Below are 14,493 nucleotides of genomic sequence, written 5' to 3'. Positions count from 1 at the left end.
AAAGTAAGGGGAATGCGAGATGGATATATACTTATTAATCGTCACGTTACTTGCAATTGCGATTGTTATTTTAGGGGTATCATGGTGGAAATGGCATGCATTTATTAGTTTAACAGTTGCGAGTTTATTTTTAGCTATCATGTCTGGATTGAATTTAATGAAGATAGTGACTGCCTATGAATCTGGTGTTGGTAGTGTACTAGGGCATTTAGTTGGTATTTTAGCTCTCGGTACAATTTTAGGAAAAATGATGTCCGATTCAGGGGCCGGCATGCAAGTGGCAGATTTCTTTATTCGATTTTTCGGTGTGAAGAAACTACCGTGGGCTATGTTATTTGCAGGATTTGTTATAGGGATTCCAGTATTTTTTGAAGTGGGGATCGTCATTTTATTACCACTCGTTATTTCCATCCGAAAAACGACGAAGCAAAATATATTATTAATTGCGTTACCTGTCATTGCTGGATTATCTATTGTTCACGGGCTAGTGCCTCCGCATCCAGGTGCGATGACAGCAATCGGTATTTATAACGCGAACTTAGGAAAGGTACTTTTATATTCATTACTTATCGCGCTACCAGCAGCTATTATCGCAGGACCGATATTTGCAAAGTGGGTACATAAAAGGGTTATACCTGAAAATGAACCAGAGCTTATTCGAGTTACGACTGTCTCAACTGATTTACCGAGTCGTAAAGTTTCATTCTTTATTATTTTATTACCAGTTGTATTGATGATTTTATCAGTCGTTGCACCATATATTTCATTACCGAAAAAGATGACTGAATTTTTTGTATTTATAGGAAGCCCAGTAATTGCTTTACTTATTTCATGTTTCGCAGCATTTTATTTACTTGGGATAAGACAAGGAATTAATAAAAAGATGATTAAAAAATTAACGGATGAAAGTTTATTACCAGTCGGTTCCATTATTTTAATTATCGGTGCAGGCGGTGGATTTAAACAAATATTAATTGAAAGTGGCGTTGGAACAGCGATTGCGCAAATGGCAGAGCATATATCGTTATCACCAATTGTATTAGCTTTCATGGTAGCTGGATTAATTCGAATTGCAACAGGTTCAGCAACAGTAGCGTTAACGACAGCAGCGGGAATTGTTTCACCAGTTATTCAGCACATGTCTGGTGTGAATTTAGAATTGCTCGTTATAGCAACCGGTGCAGGTTCATTAATGTTTTCTCACGTAAATGATGCAGGGTTCTGGCTTGTAAAAGAATATTTAGGTTTGACAGTAAAAGAAACGTTTAAAACGTGGACGGTGCTGGAAACATTGTTATCATTTATTGCATTCGGTTTTGCTCTTTTGTTGAATATGTTTCTTTAAAGGATACCTGAATAGGTATCCTTTTTTAATAAAGTCCAATTCCTAAAACAAGCCCGTTTTTAGGTAAGCCAAGCTTCCTATTCGCCCTGAAAACATAATATAAATGGAATCCCCTCATTTAGAACAAGAGGAACTTGTTATGAATGATACTAAAGGAGGAATAGGGTAATGAGCGAAAAGTGTGAACACAGACATGATGATTGTAACCGCAGAAATGGTTGCGGCGGCGGTTTTGCGCTTCTAATCGTATTGTTTATTTTATTAATCATCATCGGTGCTAGCTGCTTCGGCGGTGGCGGTTCTTGTGGTTATGGTGGTTACGGCGGTTATGCTGGCGGCTACGGTGGATATTGCTGCTAATTAAAAACTATTGAAAATGGCCTTGTGCGTATTGCACAAGGCCATTTTATTCATATTTTTATGTGTTGTGATAATTTATTAATATATAGAGATCGGATTAAGAAGAAGAAAATGATCTCAATAATCCCGAATAAAGTGAGTACGATACATGTCTCTTTCAGTAATGAGAAAGAAAACATGCTTTGTAAAAACTTAATGGCGAATATTGTATGAATACCAGCAACAATATAAGGAACGAAAAATAATATTCCTAATTGAATCGTTGCAGAACGAAACATTTCTGATTCTGTTAAGCCAAGTTTTGTAATCGTAATATACTTTTGTCTTTCAGTTGTTAAGTCGTTATACATACGGAAATATAAAACGCTAGCCGCACCGATAAAGAAGATAAAGCCAAGAAATGCCCAAATAAAGAATTGAGCAACTGCATTCCCTTTACCGTAAATGAGTTCATCCGTAGCTGTATATATGAAGAAAGGAACTTGAGCGTTCTCTTCTGTATGCTTTTCGTAGAACTTACGTGCATCGCCACTAATAACACGTAACATATTTTTTGTTGGAACGATTGCATTTTCCCAGTTTTCTACGAAGTAGTTATAGATTACGGTTGTTTCAATATGAGGAATCATATTATCAAATACATAATCTTGTACGACAGCTAAATGTGGGAATGCAAAGGATGGTTCTATTCCTTTATTAATAAACCCTTTAATATGAAATTCTTTTTTATTAGATCCAAGTGTAATCGTATTATGCTTTGCAAATGGATTAGATACGAGATTGAGAAGTTCTGGTGAGTGGCGAGAAATAATATACACTTCTGTAGAATCAATTGTTATTTCCGGCCTTTTCAATTGTTTAGCAATTGCGTTATAATCACTCATCTTCATAAGCATAATGTCTTCTTTTAAAGCTGTATCTTTTACTACTGTAAACTTATATTTTCTGTACTGAAAATTACTATTTGTAAGCTCAGTTTCAATTGCAGTAATATGCTTTTGTTCAAGGGAATTGTCACCTTCTGATGTATAAGTGAAGGGGACGGGATATCGTTCTAGTACCGATGCTGTTGTATTGTTATTAGCAGCGAATAAACCAATAATAATCGTAAATGCTAGTGCAGATAGCATAGAAACGATAAAGAGTACATTAATATTACTACGAGTCCGGTTAGCTAAATCTGAAATCCATAACATATTTATTTGCTTCATATAAAACTTTCTCCGCTTTTTCAAAATAAAGATAAAGAGAAGAAATGTTTGTGAAAAGAATAAATATGTTCCTACCACTACGAGCGGTAAAATAGATAGCATAATTAAGAATACAGATCCATTTTGTGCATTTTTTTCTGTTATATAGCCTTGCGGATAACCAGCGATATAATAGCATAGTGCTAAACAAATTAAAGCAAATAATGAAATGAGTATAGACGGTCTTTTTTCGCTTTTTTCCTTTTTACTATTTTTAATTAATCGAGTTGTTTTACGAGTACGAATAAACATCGGTGTAAACGTAGATACGATGAGAAATAAAATAATAAAAGTTATTGTCGTTACGATAATAGCTTCTGTTGGCCAATATAAATAGAGGCCTTTTGCGTTTGTTAATTTAGAAGTAACGAGTAAGAAAAAGTTAGAAAAAACAAGACCGCCTTGAATACCAGCAAAAATAGCGAGCATTCCAATAATCATATTTTCAGTAAACAAAAGACGTTTTAATTGTTTTTGAGATATACCGAGAACAGTTAAAACGCCGAATTGCTGCTTCCGAACATTTAAAAATGTTCCGATTGAATATAAGAGAAAGAAGAACGAGAACAAAACGATAACAAACTGTGCCATGCCGGCTAAGTTCATCAGTGGATCTTGTTCCTGTAATTTATTCATAATTTGTAAGCGTGGATGATACGCGTATACAGTAAATGAAAAGAAAACCATAATAGAAAAAGCACTACTTACAAAATAAGCGAAATATGCTTTAGAATTACGCGAGACATTTTTAAATGCGAATTGCCAAAATGTCATCCACGTCTTCCTCCTAATAATGCTAAAACATCTAATATTTCTTGATAAAATTTCTCACGGTACAATCCGCGGTGTAGTTCATTGTAAAGCTCTCCATCTTTAATGAAAATAACACGGTTACAATAACTTGCTGCAAACGGATCGTGCGTAACCATTAAAATCGTTGCATCTTCTTCTTTATTTAATTTCGTAAATAGCTCCATTACGTCAATTGCCGCTTTTGAATCTAAGTTTCCTGTCGGTTCATCGGCAAGTAGAAGTGAAGGATGATGAATAACAGCACGTGCTACTGCAGTACGCTGTGCTTGTCCTCCAGAAACTTCAAAAATACGCTTGTCCAAAATATGATCAATTCCAAGCTTTTTTGAAATGTTATCAAGCTTTTCATCCATTTCTTTTAATGGAACATTATCTAATGTTAAAGGTAGTACGATATTTTCACCGATTGTTAGTGTATCTAGTAAGTTAAAGTTTTGGAAAACAAATCCTAACTCTTGTCTTCGGAAAATAGCTAACTTCTCTCTACGAAATGTGTGCGGTTTTTTTCCGTTAATCACGACATCACCAGAAGTCGGAGAATCGATTGTAGAGATAACGTTTAAAAATGTAGATTTCCCGCTACCAGATGGTCCCATAATGGCAACGAATTCCCCTTTATCCACGTGTAAATTTATATTTTTTAAAGCAGTATGAGGGACTTTTCCCTCATATACTTTTGAGACGTTTTTTATGTGTAATACTTCTTCCATAGTAATCACCTTTCTACTTTTTAAAACTTAATGTGTTGTGATAATTTTTGCATATAAAAGGAACGAATTAAAAGGAAAAATAAAATTTCAACCGTTCCAAAAATCATAAGTACGACTGTAATCTCAGCGAAGAACGAGAGATGTAAAACTTCTTGTAGCATCTTTGTCGCAAACATCGTATGAATCGATGCCATAATGTATGGAACAAAGAAAAGAATCGCAAGTTGAATTGTAGCAGATCGTTTCATCTCAGCTTCTGTTAAACCGATTTTTGTAATCGTTACATACTTTTCTTGTTCATTTGTTAAATCTGTATACATCCTGAAGTAAAGGACACTGCCAGCACCAATAAAGAAAATAACACCTAAGAAAGTACCAATTAAGAAGAACGAAGCGACATTTTGTTTTGTTGTGTATAGAGAATCGCTCGCTTCACTTGCATGGAAAGGCTTGTGCTCTGCTTGAATGTTGTTCCCGTCGGTATTAATTTTGTCTATGAATAACGAGCCGATGTTATTAGCTTTTTCCCAGTCCTTAACTTTAAAGCTATATACACTCATCTGTTTTGAAACGGAGGATAATGCTTCTACATTTTCATCAGATAGTATGAGCAATTGGTATATTAAGCGATTTGGGAATGGGTTATAACTTTTATATTCTTTCACTTGTAGTTGTAAATTGTTTTGAGTAAGTGTAAGAGTATTTTTCTTGTCTTTATTATGAAGCGTTCCAATAACTTGATCATCTAAGTCTTTCATAAGAATATAAGATTCATTCTTATTTACTGTGAGCGTTTCCCAATTTAAAGCCTTAGCAAGTACATTATAGTCACTTTGTTTAATTGCATAATAGAGCTGCGAATTTTCTTCCGCTGAAGATACTTCATATATATCCGTTTTAAATTGTTTATAAGTAAATTGCTCTTCGTTAAACTTTTGTTTTAACCAATTTAAATGTTCATCTGCTAACGTATTTTCAGTATGTGATAAATATGTAAAAGGAAAAGGATTTTCTCTTACTGTATCGAACTTCATAAATTTACCAAAACCATATAAGAATGTAATCATAGTAAAAGCAAGTGTTGATAGCATCGCTACAATAAAGAGCATGTTAATGTTTGTCCGAATGCGCGCTGCTAAATCAGAAATCCAAAGCATATTAATTCGCTTCATATAAAATGTTCTTCGCGTTTTTAATATACGAATGAGTAAAAAACTAATTTGTGAAAAGAAAAAGTATGTTCCAGCTGCAATAAGCGATGGGATGACAAATATACTAGAGACGGCATATAAAAGCCCAATGATGTCACCTAGCGACATAAAATACAGCGGATTTGCGGCTAACGTATATCCACATATTAAACACATCGCACCAAATAGAGAGATAAGAACGGATGCTTTTCTTTCTTTTTGTTTTGTTCCTTCTTTTAAAAGACGTACGGCTTTTCTCGTACGAATGAGCATCGGTGTAAAAGATGATACGAGAATGAAGAGCCCAAGAAAGATGATGATAGTTAAAACGATAGCACTTGTAGGCCCATATAAATATAAACCAGGTACGTGTGTAATTTTGGCGGTAACTAACAAAAAGAACTGCGAGAAGACAAGTCCAAGTTGAACGCCGAAAAAGATGGAAAGAACACCAATTAGCATGTTTTCTAGAAATACGAGTCTCTTTAATTGTTTTTGAGATATGCCAAGTACTGTTAAAATCCCAAATTGCTTTTTTCGTACTTTTAAGAAGGTACCGATTGAATATAGTAAAAAGAAAAACGAAAAGAATACAATGACAACTTCTGAAATTGTCATTAATATGTTCAGAGCAACATTCACGTCTGTCATATGCAATTTAGGATGAAATAAATAAACTGCAAATGAGAAAAAAATTGCGATGGAAAACGCACTGCTTACAAAATAGGCGAAATAAGCTCTGGCGTTCCGCGTCACATTTTTAAAGGCAAACTGCCAAAATGTCATTCACCTAAACCTCCTATTAGAATGAGCATGAAAAAGGAAGGATGAGATCCCACCTTCTCATGTGATAACTTTTTTAATATGTTAACCATTCGTATACTGTGATAATTTTTGCATATAAAGTGAACGAATGAAGAAGAAAAAGATAATTTCAACGAATCCAAAAATAATAAGAACGGCTGAAACTTCTTTGAACAAAGATAGACCAATTACATCTTGTAGCATTTTCGTTGCAAACATTGTATGAATGGATGCCATAATGTACGGAACGAAAAATAAAATACTAAGTTGAATGGTTGAAGATCGTTTCATCTCTGTATCTGTTACACCAATTTTAGAAATCGTTATATATTTCTCATGTTCGTTCGTTAAGTCTGTATACATTCTAAAGTAAAGAACGCTACCAGCGCCAATGAAGAAAATAACTCCTAAAAATGTCCCGATTAGGAAGAATGCCGCACTGCCTGATGTTATTTTGTATAACGATCCTGCTGATTCAAAGGAACGAATAAGAGGCCCTTCATACTGGAATTTATTTCGATCTTTTTGCACTTTTTCTATAAAATTATCAGCAATTTCATATGTCTGTTCCCAGTTTTGAATTTTGTAATTGTATGCTGATATATGTTTTACGGTGTTAGGTAAGTTATTTACGATAATATCAGGCAACACTATCGTTTGATATGAAAAGTCAGATGGGATTGCGTTTACATGCTCATAGCCTTTTACTCGTAATTTCGTATTTGTACTAGAGAGTGTAATGTAATCTCTTTTGTAGCTTTGCTCAAATTCATTGAATATGGTGATATAAGATGTCCCTGTTAGCACATATGCTTCGTTATCATCCATAAATAGTTGTTTCATTCGTAAAGAATCTGCAAGTTTGTTATAGTCACTTTGCTTAATTGCGTATACGTCATTATAAATAGCTATATCTTTATCTTCTTTTAGTGGTGTTTCATATATATCAGCTTTTATTTTTTGATAAGGGAAATGCTCTTTTTGTAATTGTTGCTCAAGCCAATTTAAATGCTCTGTAACAAAAGGGTTCGCATCATAAGAAAAATAAGAAATTGGGAAAGGAGAAGTTCTATTAACCTCTAGCTTAATAAATTTTCCGAATCCATATAGAAACGTAATCATTGTGAAAGCGATAGTAGATAGCATCGCTACAATAAAAAGCATATTAATATTCGTTCGAATACGGCTCGCTAAATCCGAAATCCAAAGCATATTAATCCGTTTCATATAAAACTTCCTTTTTTTCTTTAAAATATAAATAAGTAAGAAACTAATTTGTGAAAAGAAGAAATATGTTCCGACTGTAACAAGCGTTGGGATAACGAAAATACTTGAAACCATATATATAACACCGATTTGCGGGCTTACTGATACAAAATATTTAGGATTTCCAGCTAACGCATAACCACCAAATAAACAAATCGCACCAAATAATGAAACAAGTATGGATGGTTTTCTTTCTTTTTGTTTTCCACCATTTGTTTTTAAAAGGTGTACCGCTTTTTTTGTACGAATAAGCATTGGTGTGAATGCAGATACAGTGATAAAAAGACTAAGGAAAACAATAGTTGTTAAAATAAACGCTTTAGTAGGACCGTATAAATATATTCCTGGAATATGCGTAAGTTTGGCTGTTACTAATAAGAAAAATTGAGAAAAAACAACTCCAAACTGCATGCCGAAAAAGATAGATAAAACCCCGATTAACATATTCTCCATAAAAACAAGACGATGTAATTGTTTTCTCGATATTCCTAAAATGGTCAAAATACCAAATTGTTTTTTTCTAACTTTTAAAAAAGTACCAATGGAATATAGTAAAAAGAAGAAAGAGAAAAATACAATTACTACTTCTGAAAATATCATTAATCCTGAAATTTCAGAGGTCATGTCAAAGTTTTGTAATTTCGGATGGAATAAGTAAACAGCAAACGAAAAGAAAACAGCAATGGAAAAGGAACCACTTACAAAGTAAGCAAAATAAGCTCTTGAATTACGCGTTACATTTTTAAATGCAAATTGCCAAAATGTCATAAATTATACCTCCGGCTAGAAGATATAGAAGTAGTTGTATTGCAAAAAATGTATGAGAGTGAGTTCTCATACATTTCGCTTACATATGTTACGATCATGCTTCGGTCACCTTCTCCGTATGTTCTGCTTGATTATTTGCAGCGTTGTGGAAGATGATTTTAATCGTCGTTCCTTTACCAACTTCAGAATCTAGTTTGACAGAGTGACCTAAGTAATCACAAATTTTACTTACAATATAAAGTCCCATACCAGTAGATTCTCCGAATGCACGACCGTTTTTCCCAGTGTAAAACGGTTCAAATACTCTTCGAATATCTTCTTGTGGAATACCCACACCTTCATCACGAACTTCTAAAATAATATCTTTTCCGTTTCGGTAAGCAGATAAGAAAACTTTCTTTCCGCGTTCCCCAGAGTAACGAACAGCGTTTGTCATTAACTGATAGATGATAAATTTTAGCCATTTCGCATCAGAAGCAACTTTTAAATCCGAATGGACTTCTAAAACAGGGAAGACACCATTACGAATGAATAGTTCTTTTAATCCGTTAATATTTTTTGTTACTGTATCTTTTAATGAAATTGTCTCAACATGGAAATCTTCATGGAAGTTATTTAGCCTTGCCATATATAAAGCCATATCGAGTCCTTGATTTAATCGTTCTAATTCTTTTTTGAATTTCGGAATCAAATGCTCATCTTCCATTTCGAGCACCATAAGCTGCATAACGGATACAGGTGTCTTCATTTGATGTACCCAATGATTAATAAATAATTGATGTTCTTGTTGTTTTACTTCATACGATTGTAGTTCTTTTTGGAAGAGGCGGTACTGCGTACGCACGAGTTCATTGACACCGTGAGGCATCGGAGCAGTCGCTCTTTCAATAAACGCATCTTCCATCTTTTCTGGTTGCTCACTTAATCTATGGTACATTCTACGATTGCGAACGTAACGATAAGCGAGGAAACAAATAAATAAGTATAAACTTAAAACGACGAAGTAAAATTTATTGTTTTGAAATCCATCTACTGCATCATAAAGAACGAAGATGATACCGAAGTTTAATACGTACAGTAGGAAAAATGCAAAATGATCACGTAAAAATAGCTTCATGCTTATTCACTCCAAGTTGCGTTAAAACGATACCCAAGTCCACGTACTGTTTCAATAGAATTCTCAATACCAAGTTCATTAAACTTTTTACGAAGACGCGTAATGTTTACGTTTAATGTATTTTCCTCAACAAAACTTTCGTCATCCCAAAGCGCAGCTAATAAATCTTCACGGCTCGCTGTACGAGGGAATTTAGATAATAACATTTCTGCTAAAATTGCCTCTTTCTTCGTTAAAAGAACTTGTTCAGATCCAAAATGAATTTCTGGACGTTCAGGGAATAGTTTTAAACCTTCTACTTCAACGATACGTTCAGAAATATTTGGTGCATAATCACCGTAAATACGGCGTAATTGTCCTTTAATTTTCGCCATTACAACATCGTAGTGGAACGGCTTTGTAATGTAATCATCCGCACCGCTTTCAATCGCCATAATTTGTTCCATCTCACCTGCACGAGCTGAAATGAAAATAATAGGACAAGTAGATTCATGACGAATTTGGCGGCACCAGTAGAACCCATCGAATTTCGGTAAGTTTACATCAAGTAAAACAAGATGTGGTTTCACTGCGTTAAACGATTCCATAATATCATCGAAATTCTCTGCAACAACAGCTTCATAGCCGTATTTTTGAATGTGAGATTGTAGTAATGATGAAATATTTGGATCGTCTTCAACGATTAAAATTTTATACATATGTATATTCCTCCTCAAAAAAACAATTGTAGCTATAGTGTATCATGTGTTTCAAGTCTTTTCATTATGTTGAAAGATAAGCTAGTAAACAGTATAGGTTAAAAATGAGAAAAGTAAAAAGTATTATAGGAATAATTCAATATATTTTCCTTTTAAATATATGAATGGATAAAAGTATTATATTTTTTTATGAAATTTGGAACTTTATTTTGCTTACCGTCCAATATATAGTGAGAACATCGTTAAGGAGGGGGCACTACTTGGCAAGTAATGAAGATATACATACCTGGATAGAACGCTTATTAAAAGGTGATGAGGAGGCTTTTGAATTTATATTTAACTTAACAAGTCAGAGAATCTATGAAACCGTCTTTGCTATAGTTAAAAATCGGCATGATACAAATGAAATCGTAAATGAAATCTACTTTCAACTTTGGAAATCTATTTCAACATATGATCAATCTAGACCGTTTCTATTTTGGTTGAATGGAATTGTTTACAAACAGATTAGTCAATGGAGAAAACACATATGGAAGAGGATGCGCTTATTTGAAAAACAACAACTAAGTGATGATCCTGTTGTAGAAGTTCCAGAAAAAGTATTATTAAGAAAAGAAGCAGAAGAGCTGCTTTCCTTTTTAACCTGCGTACTCTTTAGATTTTATTCAATATAGAGTAATTGGCGTAGGGTACAAAATAAAAAGGGGCGTATAGATAATTGACAATTAACTAAAATCATTTTAACATTTAGATAAATATCTAAATGTCTAATTAATGAGGGGAAGAAAGACATTGAATCAAGCATTCAAAGCATTAGCAGATCCAACAAGGCGAAAAATTTTAGATTTATTAAAAGAAGGCGATCTAACCGCAGGTGAGATTGCTGAACATTTCAATATGACAAAACCAAGTATTTCACACCACTTAAGCGCACTTAAAAATGCTGAACTTATTCAAGATGAAAAGAAAGGGCAATTCGTTGTGTACTCTTTAAACACAACGGTCTTTCAAGATTTGTTGACTTGGGTGTTTACATTTACGAATAAGGGGGAAGAGGGGAAATGAAAAAACATCTTTTTGCAATCTTATTAATTGTTATAACTTGTTTAGCTTGGGCGTTTGCTTGGCCGCATTTGCCGGATACAATTGCAACGCATTGGAGCGGCGGTAAGGTAGATGGATATTCGTCTAAATTTTACGGAATGATTTCTATGGTCGGAATTATGATTGCATTATATATATTTCTAAATGTGATACCAAAGATTGATCCAAGGAAAGCAAATTACGAGAAATTTTCTAAAGCCTTTATGATGATGAATAATGGGGTACTATTGCTACTATTTGTAGGAAATATAGATATTATTACAAGTGGATTAGGATATAACTTATTCATTAGTCGGGTGCCTGAATTATTAGTTGGTGTTTTATTTTTAGTAATGGGTAATTATTTACCACAGTGTAAGCCAAACTTTTTTGTCGGGATGCGTAATCCATGGACGTTAAGTAATGAAGAAGTATGGCGGAAAACACATCGGTTTAGCGGAAAAGTATTTGTGGCGTTAGGAGTTATTATGATTATAAGTGTTTTCGCTCCGGCTTATTGGAGAACTTATATAATGCTTGGGATTATAGTAGTTGCTGTCATTATAACGAATTTATATTCTTACGTTTTGTATAAAAAAGAAATACAAATGTGAGTTATATTAGTCAAATTTTATATTTATAGTTTCTATGTGTTAAGAGATTTTAATACTCAGTGGGAATAATGAAAAGCTCACTGAGTAAATTTTTCGTTTTAAGGTCTGAAAATTCAATCGAAAAGGTGATTTGGAGGGATTTACATGCTAGAAATTATAAATTTTAGCAAGACATATAAAGACGGTAAGAAAGCAGTTGATCATTTGAATATTACTGTTAAAGCAGGGGATATCTTTGGATTTATTGGACATAACGGTGCGGGGAAAAGTACAACAATTAAGTCGTTAGTAGGAGTTATAGATTTTGAAGCGGGTGAAATTTTTGTTGATGGACATTCAGTAAAAAAGGATCCGATTGCATGTAAGAGAGTAATGGCGTATATTCCTGATAATCCAGATTTATATGAGCAATTAACAGGAATTCAATATTTGAACTTTGTTGCGGATGTGTTTAAAGTGCCTGCGAGGGATCGGGAAGAACAGATACAGAAGTATGGGGATGCTTTTGAGATTACACCGTACTTAGGGGATTTAATATCTTCTTATTCACACGGCATGAAACAAAAAGTAGCGATTATATCGGCGGTTTTACATAAACCGAAATTATTAGTTTTAGATGAACCTTTCGTTGGTCTTGATCCAAAGGCAGCAGTAGTATTGAAAGGTATTATGAAAGAGCTTTGTGAAAAAGGAAGTGCGATTTTCTTTTCTACGCACGTTTTAGATGTAGCTGAGAAGTTATGTAATAAAGTAGCGATGATTAATAGAGGGAAATTAGCACTTTCAGGAGAAGTAAATTCTTTAATAAAGGAAGGCTCATTGGAAGAGCTCTTTATGAAGGAGCTTGCTAATGAATACTAATAGTTTAGGTCTTTTGAAAATTCGGTTGATAACGCAGCTCGGTTTAAACACCTTTAAATACGAAAAAGATAAGAAAAAGAAGCAGAATAAGATTTTGCTGACAGCATCTATTGCTCTAGTTGGTGTCATGTTAATGTTATATTGCGGAGCTTCGGCATATGGGTTGGTAAAACTAGGAATGAGTGAAATTATTCCCGTCTATGCACTAGTTATTAGCAGTGTATTAACGTTGTTTTTCACTATATTTAAGGCAAATGGAGAAATTTTTGCTTTTAAGGATTACGATTTTTTAATGTCATTGCCGATTCGCGTAAGTACTGTTATTGCAAGTAGATTTTTGTATTTATACTTGCTGAATACAATCTTTTCAATCATAATCATGCTACCAATGGGAGTTGTGTATTGTATACATGAAAATCCATCAGTTTCTTTTTACTTTATGTGGTTCATCAGTATGTTTATCGCATCTTTAATCCCAACAACAATCGCAGCAATCTTTGGAGCTTCGATTACGGCAATCGCTTCTAAATTTAAAAATACGAATAAAATAACTACGATTTTAAGTTTTATAGTAATTATTACATTCGGTTCCTTTATGCTAAAAAACGGAAATGCTCAATATAGCCTTAATGATATGAACGGAATTGGTGCAATTGTTTCGGAGCAATTAACTAAAGTGTATCCATTAGCTAACATGTTTCAAAAAGCAATTGTTAATGCTGATATGGTAGCTTTCATCTTATTTGTGGGGATATCAGTGATTTGGTATTATCTTTTTGTAAAAATACTTTCGTTAAAATATAAGCAAATAAACACAGGGATCACCACTTATCATATGCTTTCAAATTATGAGATTAATAGCATGAAAAAAGAGAGTGTATTGGTCGCATTGTATAAAAAAGAGCTGACACGTTTCTTCTCTTCTACAGTGTATGTCATAAATAGTGGAATGGGAGTCGTGATGGCGCTAGCTTTCTCGCTAGCTATAGTTGTAGTAGGACCAAGCCAATTAATAGCGTATCCTGGAATTGAGCCCCTGTTGCAAAAGATTGCTCCATTTGCTATTGCAGCAGCGATTTCGATGACATGTACAACATGTGTGTCATTGTCTTTAGAAGGAAAAAATGTATGGATTATTAAATCATTGCCTATAGCGCCAAAGATGATTTATGATAGTAAAATTCTTATGAATCTTTCATTGAGTATACCTGCATCACTTATTAGTGCTGTATTACTGATAATCGGGTTAAAGCTAGATGTTTGGAGTTCTTTTTTCATCGTAATAACACCGATAATATATTCATTATTTTCAGCAGTATGGGGGATTTTCATTAATAATCGATTTGGTTATTATGATTGGGTATCAGAAACTCAAGTAGTAAAACAAAGTATAGGATCGTTTGTTGGTATGTTTGGTGGCTTAATTGTGGCGGTTATACCTGCCTTATTAATTGGTACTGCTACTATCTCGAACTACAGAGTATTTACTTTTGTAGTTATTATAGTGCTTACGATTATTACTATTTTCTTGTATAAGAACGAGTCGAGAAGAAGTATAAAATAAAGGAGCTACTTTTCCTTTAAAAAGGAAAAGTAGCTTCTTTATTTTGAAAA

The 14,493-nt window shown here is 33.7% G+C and carries 13 protein-coding genes; 7 read left to right on the top strand and 6 right to left on the bottom strand.

Annotated elements, in window-relative coordinates:
• Positions 1-19: 19 nt before the first annotated feature.
• Together gntP and ACTFRH_RS26220 are read left to right on the top strand one after the other, a co-directional pair.
• Positions 20-1,345 (top strand): gluconate permease GntP, encoded by a 1,326-nt coding sequence (gene gntP / locus ACTFRH_RS26225; RefSeq protein ID WP_000356139.1) that lies wholly within the window; start codon positions 20-22, stop codon positions 1,343-1,345.
• Between the two features lie 168 nt (positions 1,346-1,513).
• On the top strand, positions 1,514-1,705 hold the full coding sequence (locus ACTFRH_RS26220) for a YjcZ family sporulation protein (RefSeq protein ID WP_001290406.1): 192 nt from the start codon (positions 1,514-1,516) through the stop codon (positions 1,703-1,705).
• A gap of 50 nt (positions 1,706-1,755) precedes the next feature.
• On the opposite strand, the gene ACTFRH_RS26215 is transcribed toward ACTFRH_RS26220, so the two are convergent.
• From ACTFRH_RS26215 to ACTFRH_RS26190, 6 genes are all read right to left on the bottom strand, one after another.
• On the bottom strand, positions 1,756-3,729 hold the full coding sequence (locus tag ACTFRH_RS26215) for an FtsX-like permease family protein (protein WP_000144917.1): 1,974 nt from the start codon (positions 3,727-3,729) through the stop codon (positions 1,756-1,758).
• On the bottom strand, positions 3,726-4,478 hold the full coding sequence (locus ACTFRH_RS26210) for an ABC transporter ATP-binding protein (protein WP_000393250.1): 753 nt from the start codon (positions 4,476-4,478) through the stop codon (positions 3,726-3,728). The genes ACTFRH_RS26215 and ACTFRH_RS26210 overlap by 4 nt, the downstream gene beginning before the upstream one ends.
• A 20-nt stretch (positions 4,479-4,498) precedes the next feature.
• A complete protein-coding gene (locus ACTFRH_RS26205) occupies positions 4,499-6,454 on the bottom strand; it encodes an ABC transporter permease (RefSeq protein ID WP_000144979.1) in 1,956 nt (651 codons plus the stop codon).
• Positions 6,455-6,535: 81 nt separating this feature from the next.
• The gene (locus ACTFRH_RS26200) at positions 6,536-8,506 is read right to left on the bottom strand and encodes an FtsX-like permease family protein (protein WP_000145029.1); all 1,971 of its coding nucleotides are present in this window, start codon (positions 8,504-8,506) and stop codon (positions 6,536-6,538) included.
• 94 nt (positions 8,507-8,600) lie between these two features.
• Positions 8,601-9,623 (bottom strand): sensor histidine kinase, encoded by a 1,023-nt coding sequence (locus ACTFRH_RS26195; protein ID WP_000765341.1) that lies wholly within the window; start codon positions 9,621-9,623, stop codon positions 8,601-8,603.
• Between the two features lie 2 nt (positions 9,624-9,625).
• On the bottom strand, positions 9,626-10,321 hold the full coding sequence (locus ACTFRH_RS26190) for a response regulator transcription factor (protein ID WP_000276738.1): 696 nt from the start codon (positions 10,319-10,321) through the stop codon (positions 9,626-9,628).
• Positions 10,322-10,581: 260 nt separating this feature from the next.
• Here ACTFRH_RS26190 and ACTFRH_RS26185 point away from each other — a divergent pair, with 260 nt between their 5' ends.
• From ACTFRH_RS26185 to ACTFRH_RS26165, 5 genes are all read left to right on the top strand, one after another.
• Positions 10,582-10,995, top strand: coding sequence for a sigma factor (locus ACTFRH_RS26185; protein WP_000157862.1), 414 nt, complete (start codon positions 10,582-10,584; stop codon positions 10,993-10,995).
• Between the two features lie 118 nt (positions 10,996-11,113).
• Positions 11,114-11,386: an autorepressor SdpR family transcription factor gene (locus ACTFRH_RS26180; RefSeq protein WP_001070531.1), complete on the top strand. Its 273-nt coding sequence runs from the start codon at positions 11,114-11,116 to the stop codon at positions 11,384-11,386.
• Positions 11,383-12,018 carry an SdpI family protein gene (locus tag ACTFRH_RS26175; RefSeq protein WP_000716350.1) on the top strand — a complete coding sequence of 212 codons (636 nt, stop codon included), beginning with the start codon at positions 11,383-11,385 and terminating at the stop codon, positions 12,016-12,018. Before ACTFRH_RS26180 ends, ACTFRH_RS26175 begins: the two co-directional genes overlap by 4 nt.
• Positions 12,019-12,162: 144 nt before the next feature.
• Positions 12,163-12,879: an ABC transporter ATP-binding protein gene (locus ACTFRH_RS26170; protein WP_000889754.1), complete on the top strand. Its 717-nt coding sequence runs from the start codon at positions 12,163-12,165 to the stop codon at positions 12,877-12,879.
• Positions 12,869-14,443, top strand: a complete 1,575-nt coding sequence (locus ACTFRH_RS26165; RefSeq protein ID WP_001095682.1) for a hypothetical protein — start codon at positions 12,869-12,871, stop codon at positions 14,441-14,443. The genes ACTFRH_RS26170 and ACTFRH_RS26165 overlap by 11 nt, the downstream gene beginning before the upstream one ends.
• Positions 14,444-14,493 lie beyond the last annotated feature (50 nt).

It is taken from the genome of Bacillus cereus group sp. MYBK216-1 (assembly GCF_051916495.1).
Lineage (GTDB): Bacteria > Bacillota > Bacilli > Bacillales > Bacillaceae_G > Bacillus_A > Bacillus_A thuringiensis_K.
The sequence above is the reverse complement of the archived record's forward strand: the minus strand, read 5'-3'. Positions and strand labels throughout refer to the sequence as shown.